The 18525-nt window shown below is 55.9% G+C and carries 16 protein-coding genes; 9 read left to right on the forward strand and 7 right to left on the reverse strand.

Annotated features, from left to right (window positions below):
- Positions 1–35: 35 nt before the first annotated feature.
- From WEB54_RS11375 to gpmI, 5 genes are all read right to left on the reverse strand, one after another.
- Positions 36–656 (reverse strand): DUF2799 domain-containing protein, encoded by a 621-nt coding sequence (locus tag WEB54_RS11375; protein WP_368054393.1) that lies wholly within the window; start codon positions 654–656, stop codon positions 36–38.
- A gap of 356 nt (positions 657–1012) precedes the next feature.
- On the reverse strand, positions 1013–1831 hold the full coding sequence (locus WEB54_RS11380; RefSeq protein ID WP_368055717.1) for a divergent polysaccharide deacetylase family protein: 819 nt from the start codon (positions 1829–1831) through the stop codon (positions 1013–1015).
- Positions 1818–3158 (reverse strand): S41 family peptidase, encoded by a 1341-nt coding sequence (locus WEB54_RS11385; RefSeq protein ID WP_368054389.1) that lies wholly within the window; start codon positions 3156–3158, stop codon positions 1818–1820. Before WEB54_RS11385 ends, WEB54_RS11380 begins: the two co-directional genes overlap by 14 nt.
- Positions 3159–3281: 123 nt before the next feature.
- Positions 3282–4562: a murein hydrolase activator EnvC gene (locus WEB54_RS11390; protein ID WP_368054387.1), complete on the reverse strand. Its 1281-nt coding sequence runs from the start codon at positions 4560–4562 to the stop codon at positions 3282–3284.
- A gap of 70 nt (positions 4563–4632) precedes the next feature.
- Complete coding sequence (gpmI, locus tag WEB54_RS11395; RefSeq protein WP_368055719.1) at positions 4633–6183, reverse strand: 2,3-bisphosphoglycerate-independent phosphoglycerate mutase; 1551 nt, start codon at positions 6181–6183, stop codon at positions 4633–4635.
- A gap of 195 nt (positions 6184–6378) precedes the next feature.
- Between gpmI and WEB54_RS11400 the strand changes: the two genes are divergently transcribed.
- The 7 genes from WEB54_RS11400 (at position 6379) to WEB54_RS11430 (ending at position 12927) form a co-directional block, all read left to right on the forward strand.
- Positions 6379–6798, forward strand: coding sequence for a rhodanese-like domain-containing protein (locus tag WEB54_RS11400; protein WP_368054383.1), 420 nt, complete (start codon positions 6379–6381; stop codon positions 6796–6798).
- An 18-nt stretch (positions 6799–6816) separates the two neighbouring features.
- A complete protein-coding gene (gene grxC, locus WEB54_RS11405) occupies positions 6817–7095 on the forward strand; it encodes a glutaredoxin 3 (RefSeq protein WP_368054381.1) in 279 nt (92 codons plus the stop codon).
- A 72-nt stretch (positions 7096–7167) separates the two neighbouring features.
- The gene (gene secB / locus WEB54_RS11410; protein ID WP_368054379.1) at positions 7168–7632 is read left to right on the forward strand and encodes a protein-export chaperone SecB; all 465 of its coding nucleotides are present in this window, start codon (positions 7168–7170) and stop codon (positions 7630–7632) included.
- Between the two features lie 145 nt (positions 7633–7777).
- A complete protein-coding gene (locus WEB54_RS11415) occupies positions 7778–9394 on the forward strand; it encodes a diguanylate cyclase (protein WP_368055721.1) in 1617 nt (538 codons plus the stop codon).
- Between the two features lie 90 nt (positions 9395–9484).
- Positions 9485–10318 (forward strand): MurR/RpiR family transcriptional regulator, encoded by an 834-nt coding sequence (locus tag WEB54_RS11420; RefSeq protein WP_368055723.1) that lies wholly within the window; start codon positions 9485–9487, stop codon positions 10316–10318.
- Positions 10319–10441: 123 nt separating this feature from the next.
- A complete protein-coding gene (locus WEB54_RS11425; RefSeq protein ID WP_368055725.1) occupies positions 10442–11692 on the forward strand; it encodes an alanine--glyoxylate aminotransferase family protein in 1251 nt (416 codons plus the stop codon).
- Positions 11689–12927 carry an allantoate amidohydrolase gene (locus WEB54_RS11430; protein ID WP_368054369.1) on the forward strand — a complete coding sequence of 413 codons (1239 nt, stop codon included), beginning with the start codon at positions 11689–11691 and terminating at the stop codon, positions 12925–12927. Before WEB54_RS11425 ends, WEB54_RS11430 begins: the two co-directional genes overlap by 4 nt.
- A gap of 417 nt (positions 12928–13344) precedes the next feature.
- Here WEB54_RS11430 and thiI read toward each other — a convergent pair whose 3' ends face one another.
- Positions 13345–14808 (reverse strand): tRNA uracil 4-sulfurtransferase ThiI, encoded by a 1464-nt coding sequence (gene thiI / locus WEB54_RS11435; protein WP_368054339.1) that lies wholly within the window; start codon positions 14806–14808, stop codon positions 13345–13347.
- A 480-nt stretch (positions 14809–15288) separates the two neighbouring features.
- Here thiI and glnA point away from each other — a divergent pair, with 480 nt between their 5' ends.
- The gene (glnA, locus tag WEB54_RS11440) at positions 15289–16695 is read left to right on the forward strand and encodes a glutamate--ammonia ligase (protein WP_368054337.1); all 1407 of its coding nucleotides are present in this window, start codon (positions 15289–15291) and stop codon (positions 16693–16695) included.
- 90 nt (positions 16696–16785) lie between these two features.
- On the opposite strand, the gene puuE is transcribed toward glnA, so the two are convergent.
- Entirely contained in the window at positions 16786–17706 is a 921-nt protein-coding gene (gene puuE / locus WEB54_RS11445) for an allantoinase PuuE (RefSeq protein ID WP_368054335.1), read from the reverse strand.
- Between the two features lie 132 nt (positions 17707–17838).
- Between puuE and WEB54_RS11450 the strand changes: the two genes are divergently transcribed.
- Positions 17839–18390, forward strand: coding sequence for a hypothetical protein (locus tag WEB54_RS11450; protein WP_368055727.1), 552 nt, complete (start codon positions 17839–17841; stop codon positions 18388–18390).
- Positions 18391–18525 lie beyond the last annotated feature (135 nt).

The following is an 18525-nucleotide window of genomic DNA, read 5'->3' on the forward strand; positions in this document are numbered from 1 at the left end:
TCCTCCAAGGCAATCCGAACTCCGAAAAATTTGAGTTAGTAGTAACTGTAGCGATTGCGCAGTTCTCTCAGGCGCGCTTCAGCATCCGCCAGGTTGCGGATAATGTCATCGCGCTGTTGCTCAAGGGTGCCCTGGCGCTCTTTCAACAAGGCAATTTCTTCATAAATCACACGACGCTGCTCTTCGGGTGTACTGGCACTGAACAAGGCCGCTTCTTTCTCCAGCAGTTGCTGTTCGATGCGATCTTGCTCGGCTTCATTGCTGCGCTGCTCTCTCTCCAGCCGACTGACCTCGCTGGACACCTGGTATATCTGACGGCCCGCTTCGTAACCGTCCAGAAATTCCGGTTCCAGTGAGGGAGGGCAAATGCCATTGTACCGATAACCGCTGCGCGCGCGATTAAAGCCATTTCTGGGTGTACAGAACGTCAGCAGGCCTTCATCGTGGCCGTCCTGATAGTCACGCAAGTCTGGCGTTACGCCATGCTTGGCACAGGCTTCCCGGTGTGAACCTATTCGCGTATCGGGCTGGCCGTTGGCACCGTCTTCATAACCAATGGCGTACCAGTCTGCCGTCTGGCACTCCTCTTCACTGAGCGTGGCGCAGCCGGCCACTACCGTTGCACAGATCAATACCAACACACCCCAATACTTCATACCTGTTTCCTTCAAAATGAGACGATCCGGGGGATCATAATCCGTGATTCGCCGACGTTATCTGGGAGCCGGGGAGACCACCGTTTATTGTGTAAAGCCTGCGTAATAGTGTCGCACAGTTAGCTGAATCCGTCATGAATGACGACGTATTGAAGCTCCGGTTTCGGAGTTCGGTTTTACTTTGATGCCAAGGGTTTCAGGCACCGGGTATACCGATCAGGGGTCGGCGTGAACCCATCCATGGGGCCTAGACTTCGGCATCCATGCCTCAGACTCCCCCAGATAGGTATACCCGGCACCTGACACTCAGTTGGTTGCGAACCTCCGAAGCTTGAGTTAAAGGAATGGCAAGGCCATCAGGACTGACGTCGGGAATAAGCCCCTTTCGGAATGCTGTGAGGTCGCCACTGCGGAACCAGGCGTTTGGGTTGGTGCAGAAGGTCTTTTATCGAAACCCAATCTATGTCCGGGTAATCAGTCAGTTCCAGGCTTTCAAAAAAAGCAAGCGTTTCCGGGTAAGGGTGGCAAATAACGGTAACCGAGCCATTCTGGCGCGCTATTCTCAACGCCAGTTGCCATTGCTGCTCAATGAATTCAGGAGTGGGTTCATGGTCCAGAAAAACCTGCCGCCGTTTCCAGGGCACGCCCATCTGCTCCGCCATACGCCATCCCTGAGAGTTTGCTACCGTCACACTGTCGAAATAAAACCAGTTGCGATCGAGCAACTCAGCCATAACCCAGCCCATGGCCTCGGCATCGCGCGTCAGCCGACTGCCCATATGATTGCTGAGCCCTTCGGCATGAGGCACCGAATCCATACCCATCGACAAATTGGCGAGTAACTGTTGATCCCCATCGGCCCGGGTCAACCCCAGGGGGCCCAGCGGGAAATCACTTTCATTGGACATGGGCACGTGAACAATGACGGTTTTGCCAACCGCCACCGTCGATTCCGCAAGGGGAATGGTGTAAGGCAGCCCCGGCATTATCGCAATGGTTTTAATAAAAGGAACCTGAATGGCCGCCAGACCAGATTGCCATTGGTTGCCCAGATCATCGACGACTACCGCCACTTTATTGCGGTCTGCGGCCGACGCTAACCCTGAGATGAGCAAGAAGAAGGCGCACAGGCTCGACCACAGAGCCAGGCGCCCCATCGTGTTAACGCGAGGCATTCAGGACGCGCATGCCTTTCAACAACGTCACGGCCTGGAACAGCTGGTAGTCGTCGATGAGCTCATTACTCGCCTCATCGGCGGATTCCTCAGTCTGTTCATTTTGATCGGCTTGTTCGGCCTCTCCGTTCTCGTCGCTACCATTCTCTTCATCACCGTTAAGCAGATGACCGGCAAGGTCGGCTTCTGAATAATAGGGATTGCCGTTTTCCTGGGTGAGTTTGCCCTGATTGACGATAATGTCCGGTTCAATACCCTGAGCCTGGATCGACCGGCCGTTTGGCGTGAAATATCGCGCCGTGGTGAGTTTGATTGCATGATTATCGTTCAGCGGCAAAATGGTTTGTACCGACCCCTTCCCGAAGCTACGCGTGCCCATAATAACACCACGGCGATGGTCCTGAACGGCGCCAGCCACAATTTCAGATGCCGAAGCAGACCCGCCATTAATTAACACCACCAGACTGACACCTTCGCTCGGGTCGTCTGAATTGGCTTCAAACTCACTGGCGGAATTGGGCAGCCGACCTTCGGTGTAAACAATCAGACCCTGGCTGATCAGAGCATCGACCACATCAACCGACGCCTGCAACACACCACCCGGGTTGTTGCGCAGATCGAGCACCAAACCATCGAGCGCACCCTCGTTTTCAGTACGCAGTGACGCCATGGCTTCCACGAAATCGCGACCAGTGCGTTCCTGGAACTGGGATATCCGCACATAGCCGACGCCCGGCTCTATCATTCGATTACGGATGCTGGTGACCTGAATAATGTCACGGGTAATCTCGAATTCGAGCGGCTGAGTCTCACCCTCACGCGCGACCGTCAGACGCACATCCGTACCCGGACGTCCGCGCATCAGGTTGACGGCATCACCAATGCTCATGCCCTTCACCGGCGTGTCATCGATCTGGGTAATCAGGTCACCCGACTGCATGCCAGCCCGATAGGCCGGGGTGTCGTCGATGGGGGCAACAACCCGCACAAAGCCGGTATCATCGAGTGATATTTCAATGCCCAGCCCACCGAATTCGCCACGCGTACTCTCACGCAAGTCTTTGAAATCTTCGGGAGTCAGATAATCGGAATGAGGATCAAGGCCCGACAGCATGCCCTCAATCGCATTTTCAATCAGCTCGCTGTCTTCAACGTCTTCAACGTAAGCCTGCTTGATGCGCTCCAAAACCTGCGAGAACATTCGAACGTCGTCGACCGGAAGGCGCGTTTCTACCCGCTCGGCATGAACGCTGCTCGCGATACCGATGGAAACGCCAATGACCAGGGCGGTAATTGCGCTCAACCAGGGACTGCGGATCAACTTCATAACGGTTCCTTTCACATCTGTGTTGGGTTGTTCTGTATAGGGTTGCCTGATCATAAACATTCAATCATCTGAACTTTGTATTCATATGAACAACAATAATGTCCTAAGACCAAAGCCATAAGTTTAGCGGTTTTCTAGCCAGTTGGCCGGATTTTCAGGACGGCCATTGCGCCGCACTTCAAAATACAGTCCACTTTCGTCAAATCCACCCGAGGCGCCAACTTCAGCCAACGTATCACCGGCCTTCACCCACTCTCCTACGGTACGCAGGAGCGTCTGGTTCCGACCATAAAGGGTCATCAACCCATCGCCATGATCGAGAATGACCAACAGCCCAAAACCATTCAGCCAGTCCGAAAAGACTACCCGTCCATGGTGCACGGCCCTGACGTCTGTTCCGGTAGCTGCTGCCAGCCACCAGCCTTGCCACTTAAGGCCCGAGCTATCCTGAGCCGTGTCATACCGGGCGCGAAGCGCACCGTCCAGCGGCCAGGGCAAGCCGCCTCTAACATCGGCCATGTCGATATCAGCCGGAAAATCAAGATTCATATCCGTCAGTTCCGCCTGCATACGCTCAATCAATTGCGCCAACTGAGCCTGCTCATCCTGCTTGCGCTCCAGCGACTGCTCTGTTTGCGCTGCCTCAGATTGCAAGTTGACCAGAATCTGCGCGCGTCGGTTTTTCTGGGTAGCCGCTTCTGTCTGGGCTTTTGCCAGTTCATCCCGGTCACGGCTCAATTGCTCTGTCAGCCGGGTCTGTTCGCGAATAACCTCAGCCAGACGATTGGATTGTTCAATCCACTGCTGCAGCTGATCATTCTGCTGACGGTTCAGAATCGCAAAGTATTGCATCTGTCTGGCCAGATCCTCCGGTCTTTCACCAGACAACAACAGCTTAATCAGCGGCTGATTGTTCTGTTTGTAAGCCAGACGTAAAATCCCGGCTATCGCATCACGCTGGCCTTCCAGCTGTTGCTCCAGCCTGGCCTGCTCCGCTTCCAGGTCGGTGCGTCGGCTAACCGCCTGACTCAAGCGTTGCGCCAGATCATTCAATTGTCGGTTCAATTGCCCGAGCCTGCGTTCTGTCTCCTCCAGCGCCTGACGCTGTTCCGATACCTCGGCACGATTACGACCAAGCTGTTGCTGCAAGTCGCCAATCTGGGACTGCAATTGCTTCAAATCCCTTTCACGCAGCGTTAGTTCATCTTCAGCAAACGAAATGTTCACCATACTGCAGAGTATTAGCCAGACCAGGGTGCGTTGAAACGCAGTCAATTGAAACACAGATACGGCGAACTCATTCAGATTGGGGTGAGCCCCATCCATATAGGGGCTAGTGTCTGGAGGCAGGCTACCGCAAGCGGTGCCGTGTTTAAAGTAAAGCCGCGAATGCGGCTCACTCATTTCATAGTCTTTACGACCTGTCCTGTCCTGGCCAGCGCCAACGGGGTTCACTGGCTCCAATGGCGCGAAATTACCCGGGCTGAATCAGATTGGTTCCGGTCATTTCCGCCGGAACCTCCAGGTGCATCATGGTCAGCAAGGTCGGGGCGATATCGGCCAGCCGGCCTTCCTTGAGGCTCACGCCGTCTGCCTGGTTACTGACATACACCAGCGGCACCGGGAAAATGGTGTGGCTGGTGACCGCACCCCCGGTTTCCGGGTCGACCATCAATTCAACATTGCCGTGATCGGCGGTGATCAGGCATTCGCCACCGGCCTTGAGCGCGGCGGTGGTAACCCGCTCCAATGCAACGTCCAGCGCCTCGACGGCCTTAATCGCGGCCTCCATTTTACCGGTATGGCCAACCATATCGCCGTTGGCGTAATTGCAGATCACCAGATCGTACTTGCCGGATTCAATGGCCCCAACCAACCGGTCGGTGACTTCCGGTGCGCTCATCTCTGGCTGCAGGTCGTAGGTGGCCACTTTGGGAGACGGCACCAGAATACGATCTTCGCCGCGGTACTCATCTTCACGGCCGCCACTGAAAAAGAAGGTCACGTGAGCGTATTTTTCGGTTTCAGCGATGCGCAGCTGGTTCTTGCCCTGCTGCTCCATCACTTCACCCAGCGTATTCACCAGGTTTTCCGGCGGGTAGGCCACCGGTGCATCGATGTCTGCCGCGTACTCGGTCAGGGTAGTGAAAGTCGCCAGTGACGGACGCACCGAGCGGTCCAGTGTGCTATCGAGCTGATCGTCGGTGAACGCCCGGGTCAGTTCGCGCGCCCGGTCGGGCCGGAAATTCATGAAAACCACGGCATCCCCATCTTGCAAGGTTACCGGCGACGTGCCGTCGGCCCGAATTGAGGTAGCCGGTACGAACTCATCGTCTTTATCCTGCTCATAGGCCGCGTGCAAGGCGTCCATGGGAGTGGAAGCGACGATATCGGCGCTCCCCTTGGTCAGCAGGTCATAAGCGGCCTGCACCCGCTCCCAGCGGTTATCCCGGTCCATCGCGTAATAACGACCGATCATCGAGACGATGCCGCCGACGCCCAATTTCTCCAGCTTGGCTTCCAGTGCCTCGATCGTGGCCAGAGCCGAGCGTGGCGGTGTATCCCGGCCATCCAGAAAAGCATGGACGTACACTTTCGTGGCGCCGCGCTTCACGGCCAGATCGACCATGGCGTGAAAATGATCTTCATGAGCGTGAACGCCACCGGGAGACAACAACCCCAGCAGATGAACCGCCTTGCCTTCCTTAACCGCGCTGTCGACGGCGCCGGTTAGGGCCGGGTTCTCAAAAAAATCGCCATCTTCGATGGCCTTGGTCACCCGGGTCAGCTGCTGGTAGACAATTCGCCCGCTGCCCAGGTTCATGTGACCTACTTCGGAATTGCCCATTTGCCCATCCGGCAGGCCGACATCCATCCCCGAGGTGTGAATCAGGCTATGGGGGTAGTCATTCCACAGCCGCTTCCAGGTCGGCGCATTGGCCTTTTCAATCGCATTGGATGCGGACGTTTCGCTGTATCCAAAGCCATCCAGGATTAACAGGACGGCCGGTTTAGCAGGTGCCATGATTCAACCTCCGGGCAAAATGTAGGAAAATTACAATTTCATAAGTGTACTGGCTCCCCGGCCATCTGGCGAATATTTTGGCGAATCGGGCCGACAACCCGATGCGATGAAAAAACCGGCCTCCTCTATAGGCATGTCCGGGCGCTGGTGTATACTGCCGCGCTCACTTTTTCATCGAACTGCAGAGCCCTAATCATGTTGGAGCAAATATTTGAATTCGTTATCAATCACTGGATCCTGGCATCCATCTGGGTTGCCCTGCTGGTCCTGCTGATTGTGACCGAAGGGAGCAAAGGCGGCTCGGCGGTCTCACCGCAACAGGCCACCCTGCTGATCAACACCCAGGATGCAAAGGTGCTGGACGTGCGCTCGAAAGAGGATTTCCGCAAAGGCCACCTGCCCAATGCCATCAACATCCCGGCCCGTGATGTGGAACGTCGGCTGTCTGAACTTGAAGCCTATAAAGACACCCCCATCATTATCGTGTGCAAAACCGGTACGTCGTCCGGCGCCAGTGGCGCTTTGCTGGCCAAGGCCGGCTTCACCCAGTTGCACAAATTGCGGGGTGGCATTATGGAGTGGCAAAACAGCAGCATGCCGCTGGTTAAGTCCTGAAATCGGAGCCGTCTGACCATGTCTACCACCTCGCCAGTTACGCTTTACACCACCGCCTGGTGTCCCTATTGCCTGCGCGCCAAGCAATTACTGGATCACAAGGGCAGTGCCTATCATGAGATTCGGGTCGATGGTCAGCCGGAACTGCGTCAGGAAATGATGCAACGCAGTGGCCAGTACACAGTGCCACAAATATGGGTCGGCGAGCGCCATGTTGGTGGCTGCGATGAGCTTTATTCCCTGGAACGCGCAGGTCAGCTCGAACCTCTGCTGGCAGAGGCTGCGCAGGCCGGGTGACGGCCTAACAGCACCTGATCAGCGACCCTTAATCACCCTAACAATAAATGAAACGGATTTTTTGGAGTCCCCATGACCGAACAACAAAAACCCCAGTTTGCCATTCAGCGCATTTATACCCGCGACGTATCGTTCGAATCGCCCAATGCGCCCGCCATTTTTCGTGAAGAATGGAAGCCCCAGATCAAGCTGGACCTGAACACCCGCACCCGCACTCTCGACGAAAATGTCGTCGAAGTGGTACTGATCATCACCGTTGAAGCCAAAATTGGCGAAAAAACGGCCTTTTTGACTGAGGTTCAGCAGGCCGGTGTGTTCACCGTTGCTGGCTTCCCGGATGAAACCCGTGATCAGATGATTGGCGCCTATTGCCCGTCAGTGCTGTTTCCCTACGCACGGGAAGCCGTCGATACCGCCGTCACCAAGGGCAGCTTCCCAGCTCTGATGCTGGCTCCGGTCAACTTTGATGCACTTTACCTGCAAAACAAGAAAGGTGAAGACGAGACTGAAACTGCTGAGCAACCGACGACTAACTGAGCACTTTGACAACTGACCACTAAAACGAGGGTGGGCTCGAATTCGACACCGGATTTGGGCCCACCCTCTTAATCACTGGCGATCACTACCCGGCTTTAGTAAGGTGCCAGTCTGACATCATGCTTTAAGACGGTGGGGACATCCTGTGGATCAGGATCTGGTAGCGTCGCTGTTAACCTCGGCTTTTGAGCAGAGCAGTACTGCCCAATGGCTTTGTGACAGTCAGGGTCGCATTCTTAAATCCAACCAGACTATGATGGACTGGCTGGCTACTGATACATCGCATTTGAGTAATACCAGCCTATCTTCCTGGTTGCCGGACGTACATCCCGACCATCTGCAGCAGATGCACGACCGCACTGTTCGCATCCTGACACTGCTGCTCGCCGACCACACAATCTCGGTCAAAGCGACCTTTCAGCCCATTACAACCTCATCTGAACGGAATTTCTGGATCAGCCTGCTGCCAGCAACGGATATCCGTGAGCCGGCTCACCCCATGCAAACCCTGTTCGACAGCAGCCAGGACGGCATCACTTACAGCCTGCTGGACGGCACCATACAGCTCGCCAACAACGCCTATCTGACCATGACCGGCTACACCCAAAGTGAATTGAGCCAGCTGACCTTTAATGAAATGACACCGCCAGGCTGGGAAGACATCGATTCGGAAATCGCGCATCAGGTAGAGGAGCGCGGCTATTCTGATGTGTTTGAGAAAGAACTGTTGCACCGTGATGGCACCATCATTCCAGTTTCCACCCGGGCCACGGCCGTGCGCGACCGGGATGGCGGGATCTCAGGCAGTTGGGTAATCGTAATCATCCGCGATATTCGAGCCTACAAACGCGTTTTGAACGCACTGGAACACAGCCAGAACATGCTGGAACAGACCAACCGCATGGCGCGGGTCGGCGGCTGGGAATATAACGCCCAGAATCGTCAGTTCACCCTGACTGACGAATCGCTCCGGATACTGGCCATTCCCCGCACCTTCAATACCAGCCTGACCAACATCCAGAAACTGTTCAGCGAGGATTCGCAAAACCAACTGTTCAAACAGATTGGTCATACCCTGGAAGGCGGACTGGCATCAGACCTTGAGATTCCACTCGATGGTTTCGAGCCGCCCCGCTGGTTGCGCATCACCGCTCAGCCCGCCATCGATACCCAGGGCGTCACCTACGTTGTGGGAGCGGTTCAGGACATAACCGAATTTAAAAACCGGCAGCAAAGCCTGGAACAGGATCGGGATGAGTTCCAGCGCATGGCCTTCCATGATTCCCTGACCCAGCTACCCAACCGCCTGCTGCTCGAAGACCGCTTCCGGCAACTGAATTTTCAGGCTAACCGGTGCAATGGGCGTGTCGCCGTCATCGTCATCGATCTGGACGACTTCAAAGACATCAACGATCGCCACGGACATCCCGCTGGCGATGCGTTGCTGCGTGCCATCGCCAGCCGCCTCACCCAGACCGTGCGCCAAAGCGACACCGTAGCCAGGCTGGGTGGTGACGAATTCATCATTCTCGCCGCCCTTGAAGATGCCGACGCAGCCTCTCTCGTTGCCAGCAAAGTCCATGAACAACTGCAAAAACCAATCGACTGGGACGGAGCAGAACTCTACTGCAGTTGCTCCCTGGGCATTGCACTGTACCCCGACCAGGGCGATGATTTCAGCACCCTGTATCAGGCTTCCGATCTGGCCATGTACAAAGCCAAAACCACCGGTAAAAACCGAATGGAAGTATCCGGGCAATAATCCCACCCAAAAAATGTCATGATTCGTCCGGGCTGGCACCAGCACGAAACACATGTTTCAATACCGTTTTAATTGTTCCGGAACAGGCCTGTGACCGAGTCTGATCTGCTCGCCGAGCGCATCCAGCAACACTGGCATGTATTGCCCGCCGCCGAACGCCGGGTAGCCCTATTTGTGGCAGCCCAGGCACGACTGGCTGCCACCTATTCACTGACCGAACTGAGCCAGATTCACACCGTCAGCAAGGCCACCGTCAGCCGGTTATTTCGCCGCCTGGGATACGAAGACTTCAACCAGGCGCGTGAAGCGATGCGCCAGCAACCAAACCCGGGCAGCCCACTGGCCAGGCCGATCACCCAGGCCGATGATCTCTACCACCACGTCCAGCAGGAAACCAGCAACCTGTCAGGCTGGTTGTCTGAAACCAGCCTGCAGCACAGCTCCAAAATCATCGACCTGCTCTTTACCGCGCGAAGCCTATACTGCCTGGGCCAGCGCAATAACTTCCCGCTGGCATTACACGCCCATACCCAATGGACTCAATTGAGAGCGAACACCCGCCTGATTCCACAGCCGGGACAATCGCTGTCTGAACACCTGGTACAACTGGACGCAGACGATGTCATCGTCGTATTTGGCTTCAGGCGGCGCTACCGTGGCTTTCAGCAATTACTCAAAACCCTGTTGCGCAACACGGCCAAAACCGTCCTGATCACCGAGCCCGACTTCCCGATGCAAACCCAACTAACCGCTCACATTCACTTATCGATCGAGAGCTGCGGGCCGTTCGCCAGCTATGCAGCCCCAATGAGCTGGATCGCGCATGCATCGAACGGCATGATGCAGCACTTCCCCGAGGCCACACGCCAACGCATTGAGCAGATAGAACAGCAGTATCAGGAACTGGGGGAGCTGGAGCCTTGAACGGCCAATAACTTCTGCGAAGTCTTAGTCTTTACCCTGCTCTATAAGTAACATTTGTTTCACTTATAATTTAAAGAAACAAATGTTACTTTATTCTCATTGCCAAACTGCGGAGCCGCCGCCATGCCATCTTTACCCTTATCCCGACTGTCTCCCCCTCCCCGTTTGCTGATGGGGCCAGGCCCGATCAATGCGTACCCTCGGGTGCTCAATGCCCTGTCGACTCAACTGATCGGTCAATACGACCCGGTGATGACGGGCTACATGAACGACGTGATGGCGCTGTACCGGAAGGTCTTTGAAACCAGCAACCACTGGACGCTGATGGTCGACGGTACCGCCCGTGCCGGCATCGAGGCGGTGATGGTTTCGGTCATTGAGCCAGGAGATAAAGTCCTGGTGCCCATCTTCGGTCGCTTTGGTCATCTGCTGACCGAAATCGCCGAACGGGCGGGTGCCGAAGTGCATACCCTGGAAGTGCCCTGGGGAGAGGTATTCGAACCGCAAGTGATCGAAGCGGCCCTGGCGCGCATCCGGCCGAAATTGCTCGCCACCGTGCAAGGTGATACCTCAACCACCATGCTGCAACCACTGGAGCACCTCGGAGCCTTGTGTCGCAAATACGATACCCTGTTCTACTGCGACGCAACCGCCTCCATCGGCGGCAACCCTCTGAAAGTAGACGACTGGGGGCTCGATGCCGTCTCGGTGGGTTTGCAAAAATGCCTGGGCGGCCCATCCGGCATTGCGCCGATCACCCTGAGTGACCGCTTCGTAAAAACCATACGCCGTCGCCACCACATCGAAGCCGGTATTCGCACCGAAGATGACACCGATGCCCTGGGCCCGCGCATTCGCTCCAACTACTTCGACCTGCCAATGATTCTCGATTACTGGAGCGAGAAACGCCTGAACCACCACACCGAAGCCACCAGCATGCTGTATTGCGCCCGCGAATGCGGCCAGGTATTGCTCGAAGAAGGGCTGGAAGCCAACATCGCCCGCCATAAAATTCAGGGCGATGCCATGCTGGCCGGGCTGATCGCAATGAACCTGCAACCCTTCGGCGACCTGCGCCACAAGATGCACAACGTCTGCGCGGTCTACATTCCCGAAGGCGTCGACGGTGAAGCCGTACGCACAACGCTGCTGAACGACTACAACATCGAAATCGGCACCAGCTTCGGCCCACTCAAAGGCAAAGTCTGGCGCCTGGGCACCATGGGTTACAATGCCCGTACAGACGCCGTACTGGTCACCCTCGCCGCACTGGAAAACACCCTGCGCCGTGCAGGACACACCCTGACCGCGGGCGCCGCAACAGACGCCGCCTATACGGTCTACCAAAACGCAAAACAAGGAATCGCATCATGAACACCCTGGGCGAACGCGCACTATTATGGTGCGACGACCTGGCCAAACTGACCCAGACGCCAGGCCTGATGGATCGCCGCTATCTAACGCGTGAACACCGCCTGGCCAATGACCGGGTCGCTGGCTGGATGGACGGCATCGGCCTGCAAACCTGGCAGGATGCGGCGGGTAATCAGTGGGGCCGTCTGGCCGCGGCTGATCCCGATGCACCAGTGGTCGTCATCGGCTCTCATCTGGATACCGTACCCAATGGCGGTATTTATGACGGCATCCTGGGTGTCGTGTTGCCCCTGCTGGTTATCGAATCCCTCAAAAAAGACGGGGTGACCCTACCCTTTCATCTCGACCTAGTCGGTTTCGGCGACGAGGAAGGCACCCGCTTCGGCGCCACCCTGCTCGGCAGCCGGGCCATCGCTGGCACCTGGGATTCAAAATGGGAAACTCTGAAAGACGCCAACGGCCAGACTCTGCCCGAGGCCTTAGATGCCTTTGGCTTGAACTACGCCGAGGTCAATCAGGCCGCCCGCACCGCCACTCCACCCCTGGCGTTTCTGGAAATGCACATCGAACAGGGCCCGGTACTGGAATCAGAAGACCTGCCAGTCGGCATCGTAACCGCCATCGCTGGCGCCCGGCGCTTTAACATAGAACTGACCGGCATGGCCGGCCACGCTGGCACCGTACCCATGCACCTGCGCCAGGATGCCCTGGCCGCAGCCGCTGAGATCACTCTGATTGTCGAGCGCGTCGCCCGCGAACACGGCGTAGTAGCCACCGTCGGTCGCATGAGCGCACAGCCGGGCGCCGTCAACGTCATCGCCGGACAGGCCAGTTTCAGCCTCGACATCCGCAGTGAACAGGATAGCGAACGCGACGCCGCCCTAACCATGATCTGGGACACCGCTCGCGTCGCCTGCCACGAACGCGGCATCCAGATGCAATGGCAGGAAACCCACGCCGCCCCAGCCGTCAGCTGCGCCGACCATTTGCAACTGGCCCTGGCCAGCGCCATCGAAGCCGAAGGCCTTCGACCCCGCTACCTGGTCAGCGGCGCCGGTCACGACGCCATGGCCATGGCCGCCTTGTGCCCGGTGGCCATGCTGTTCATGCGCTGCGAAAAGGGCATCAGCCACCACCCCGATGAAGCGGTCACCGCCGAAGATGTCAACATCACCGGCAAGGTGATGCGTGGCTGGATAGAGGCGTTGGCTAGGGAGTCGGCGCGGGTCGGCTAGTGCCATGAGTTAGAAATTCGCAGCACAAGTGGCACAATTTATACGGTGCCAATCGGAGCATCAGGTACGTCTATTGGAGGTACGTCGTGAACCCATCCATGGGGACTCGGAGACCGCATCCATGCGGTCTAACGACCTCCAATAGACGCACCTGATGCTCCTTGGACTACCTGAGGTTAAATCAGCACGAATTTCAAACTCATGGCACTAGCCTGGAATATCCACCATCAAAAGGGGTGCAGGGTAATGTCATGCAGCAGCGGGCAGGAAGCCCACGTCCCGGTCAGCGGCACAGGGATGTGCCTCTGAACGCGGGCGAAATGACATTGGCCTGCACCCCGAGCTCATGGCACCGAACTGTATTCAACGGGACCCGAAAGCAACCACCGCAATAAAAATACTAGCCCCCAGCACCGTTCAACGATCTGGTGCGTAGACGCCAACGTTAGTGAAGCCTGCGTCTTGCAGATGCATAGCGTGCAGTTTGCTCATGACGCCCTTGTCGCAATACAGCAGATATTGTTGGTCCTGATCCAGCCCGGCGAACTTGCGGTTCAGGCTGTAGAAGGGAATCTGCATGACGGGCGTGTCCATCTCTGGCAGCGGCGCATCGTCCGCTTCGGCTGGGTGGCGAACATCAATGACCACCGCCTGGTCTGCCGTAGACACCGTATTGATGCCCATCGACAGGTCATCCTGTGAATTCCAGGTCAGGGTTTCAATGCTTTCGCGGCGCGCACTGGTGATTGCCGCATCAAGGACAGTCCAGTCAAAATCGGCCTCGGCCGCGTGAACGTCGGCTCGTTTGCACGCCGCATTGGGTTTGCGTGAAATGACGCCGCAGAATTCCGGCATTTTCTCAGCATAGGTGGCTGTGCCAATGGCGCGAGCCTGATCGATAATGTCTGGCTTGCCGGTCACGATAAGGGGGCGCAGCACTAGTAAATCGGTTACTTCATCAATGTGGCTCAGGTTCGGCAATGTTTGGCTCGATACCTGGGCTAATGCCTCGCCGGTTACTACCGCAGGAATACCCAGATCCGTCGCAATCTTTTCCGCCGCACGCATCATCATGCGCTTGAGCACCACACCCATATAACGGTCTGGCACCTGAGTCAGAATTGCCTCGACCATTGCCTCAAACGGCACCGTCACAAACAACACCCGGTGCGAACTGCCGTATTTTTTCCAGAGGTAATAGCTGACTTCTTTCACGCCGTTTTCGTGCGCCGAACCACCCAGATTAAAGAACAGGAAGTGGCTTTTTACGCCGCGCCGAATCATCTGGTGAGCCGCTACCGTCGAGTCAAACCCACCGGACACCAGCGTCATCACCTCATCCTGAGTACCCAGGGGGTAGCCACCCAGGCCTGGCCGCTGTTGTTGCACCACAAACAGGCGGTCATGTTTGATTTCGAGCTTAACCACCACATCCGGATCTTTCAGCCGGACCCCCGCTGCCGCTGTGCGTTGGTTCAGCCCACCGCCAACATAGCGCTCCAGTTCCACCGAAGTGAAGGTGTGATTACCATTGCGCTTTACCCGCACACAAAAGGTTTTGCCCGCCAGCGCCTCACCCCAGACAGACTCGGTATCGGCCAATATCTGATCAACATCGCCCAGTTCAAATTGCAGTACCGAACTGACCTGAGCAATTCCTGGAATACACTCAAGCGCAGTCGCGACAGCCTGATTAACGTCATCTGTCGTTGTATCCGGCGTGCGCACAATGATGCTGTCCCAGTCATTACGTATCACCACCTCCGGGCAAATACGACGCAACACGTTGCGCATGTTCTGCGCCAGACTTTTGACCATCAGCTTGCGCACGGGCCGTGTTTTAATGGTGATTTCAGGGAACAACTTGGTTACAAACTTCATAACTGATCAAATATTACGCAGCGGGAAAGGGCGCGGGATTATACCCGTCTACCCCGTCTTTTTCACGCCAGGGTTACAAACCTTTGCGGACACCTCTCAGATGGGCGAAATGCCCGCCTCGCCCTGTTTTCCGGCACGACCGAACTCTTACGCACCAAATCAGTGCCCTACCACAGTGCAAGACCCCTAAAAACGCACCGCATTGGTGCGAACGAAACGACTAAAACGGTAAGCAAGCTGCCGGAAGCCCCCATTCCTTCACCTCCTTTAGGGCTGGCACAGGCCTTGCTAAACCAGTGCACACAGTTAGTGCTCAGATTCCAACGGCTTTCCAGCCTGGCCTAACAGGTGCCCTGGCATCAACCAGGTGGTTAGCCGGTGAAAACAGCAGCCAATTATGCGATGCTGCTGCCATCGCCTGAACTTGTCACACTGAATCAAAGCTCACCGGCCATCGGCCGTTTAACTTGGAGACTTATCATGTCAGAACATACGATGAAACTGATTGCAGAATGCGAAGCACGCTGGGTAGATATGCGCTTTACAGACAGCAAAGGTAAAGAGCAGCACGTTACCATTCCCGTTTCGGAAATTGATGATACCTTTTTCACTGAAGGTAAGATGTTCGACGGCTCTTCTATTTCTGGCTGGAAAGGCATCAACGAATCCGACATGATTCTGTTGCCTGACGACTCTGCCTCCATGATCGACCCGTTCTTTGAAGACCCGACCGTTATCGTTCGTTGTGACATCGTCGAACCATCAACCGGCGAAGGCTACAACCGCGACCCGCGTTCTGTTGCCAAGCGTGCAGAAGCCTATCTGGCCTCAACTGGCCTGGGCGACACAGCCCTGTTTGGTCCTGAGCCGGAATTCTTCGTTTTCGACGACGTAAAATGGGGCTCTGACATTTCCGGTTCTTTCTACAAGATCGATTCCGAAGAAGCAGCCTGGTCTTCCGAGCGTGTTTTCGAAGACGGTAACCTGGGTCACCGCCCGAAAGTCAAAGGCGGCTATTTCCCGGTACCTCCGGTCGACAGCCTGCACGACCTGCGTGCCGCCATGTGCGACGCCATGGAATCCATGGGTCTGGAAATTGAAGTACACCACCACGAAGTGGGCACGGCCGGTCAGTGTGAAATCGGTGTTGGCGCCAACACGCTGACCAAGAAAGCCGACGAAGTTCAGGTACTGAAGTACTGCGTGCATAACGTAGCCCATGCCTATGGCAAAACCGCTACCTTCATGCCCAAGCCTCTGGTCGGCGACAACGGCAGCGGCATGCACGTTCACATGTCATTCTCCAAAGACGGCGTGAACCAGTTTGCCGGTGACGAATATGCAGGCATGAGCGAAATGGCCCTGTTCTACATTGGCGGCATCATCAAGCACGCCCGTGCTTTGAACGCGTTCGCCAACGCCTCTACCAACTCGTACAAGCGTCTGGTTCCTGGCTTTGAAGCACCGGTTATGCTGGCCTATTCCGCCCGCAACCGTTCTGCCTCGATCCGTATTCCGTACGTGACTTCGCCGAAAGCCAAGCGTGTCGAAGTGCGTTTCGGTGACCCGACAGCGAACCCGTACCTGATGTTCTCTGCCTTCCTGATGGCTGGCCTCGACGGCATCAAGAACAAGATCCACCCTGGCGATTCTGCCGACAAGGATCTGTACGACCTGCCGCCGGAAGAGCAGAACGACTACCCAACAGTGTGCAGCAGCCTGACTCAGGCGTTGGACGCGCTGGATCAGGATCGCGACTTCCTCAAAGCCGGTGGTGTGTTCGACGACGACATGATCGATGCGTACATCAAGCTGAAGCGTGAAGACGTAGTAACGCTGGACATGACGACTCATCCGGTCGAATTCGACATGTACTACTCTGTCTAACGGCTTGTCTGTCTAGTAACTTGCAGACCAGTTAGCAGGTCGAAAAGCAAGAGAGTCAAAAAAGCCGACCCGGGGGTCGGCTTTTTTATTTTAACTCAGTGGATGTTCCGCCAACCAATGCCGCGCGATTGACTCGCGAGTCGTGATCCACACCTTGTCGTGCGCCAGTACATGATCAACGAAACGCTTCAAAGCCGCCAGGCGGCCCGGACGACCGACCAGACGACAATGCAAACCAATGCTCAGCATCTTGGGCACGGTTTCGCCTTCTTCGTACAACACATCAAAGGCGTCGCGCAGATAGCTGAAGAACTGATCACCACTGTTAAAACCCTGTGGCGTCGCAAAACGCATGTCGTTGGTATCCAATGTATAGGGCACCATTAACAGCGGACGGCTGTAGTTCAAATCATAATAGGGCAGATCATCGGCGTAGCTATCGGCGCAGTAGAGAATGTCGTCGCGCTCGGCGATCAGCTTCAGGGTATTGGGTGAGGTGCGGCCAAGGTACCAACCCGCTGGCGTTGAACCGGTCATCGCGCGGTGAATGTCCAGCGCCCGTTCAAGATGGTCACGCTCAACCGATTCGGGAACGTGCTGGTAATGAATCCAGCGGTATCCGTGGGAGGCTATTTCCCAATTGGCTTTAAGCATGGCCTCAACGGCATCAGGGTTACGCTGCATGGCCATCGCCACACCAAAAACGGTAACCGGTAGGTTGCGCTCGGTAAACAGACGATGCAATCGCCAGAAACCGGCCCGGCTGCCATACTCGTAGAGACTTTCCATACTCAGATGCCGGTCAGCGTAGGATTGTGCACCTACAATGTCCGACAGAAACCGCTCCGATTCGGAGTCACCGTGCAGAATGCACTGCTCCCCCCCTTCTTCGTAGTTAATCACAAACTGAACCGCCACCCGGGCATTACCGGGCCAGTTTGCCTTGGGCGGATGCGCACCATAACCGATCAGGTCTCTGGGGTAGGAAGGATCAAAGGTCGGGTGATTCACACACATCTCCTGAATTACTTGAGTCATACGCAACGAACAGGCAAATATTTAGGCACGAATCAGCCCGCTAAACAATTCATAACGCATGTCGCGAACGCTATAGTTACCATTGATCACTCAGAGCTGCCTGCCATGTTAACTGCAACAGGCTTCGGAGACCCCTCACCCCTGCTGGTAGTCTGTGCACCGCACCGGCCACCCAGTGTTGAGCTCGAATACTCCAAGTCCATTTCACCTTTATCAGGCGACGACCTACACCAGCTGATTCAAGCCGGAGGCAATCACTGGCGCAAGATTTTCAACCTCTACGCAAAATTACTGCATGGCCTGTTGCCACTGGAACCCGACTGGAAAAGCTGCCGCGAGCAACGCTTGCTGAGATCCGGCGCGGCATGTGCATTGGTTTTTGAGCAACTATGGACGCCCAAACCTGGGCAGCTTTGCCTGGTGATGGGTCAGACCTATGGGCGTTCCCTGGGCTGGCTGGCCAGTGATCAGGTGTTGCCCGCTGAACACCCCTTTGTTCAGCACCCGGAACAAACGGTCATCGTGACCCCTTATTTCGATTACCGGCAACTCTCGAACGCCCGCCTGGCTATACTGGTAAATCAGATCAGGAGCCATCATCCGCACTGGCTCGCGGCCTTCTCTGAACGAACGCACCAATATAGTGCAAACATCTGATACCCAACGGCAAAAACAGAGAAGACGCGAGTCACACCAAGGCGCCAGACAATTGAGCCTTTACCTTTCCTGACCAGTCGGTCATATTATGACCTTGAACTTGCTTTGAGTTTGGCCTTAATAATCACCCCATAC

This window comes from Saccharospirillum sp. (genome assembly GCF_040881935.1).
GTDB lineage: Bacteria > Pseudomonadota > Gammaproteobacteria > Pseudomonadales > Natronospirillaceae > Saccharospirillum.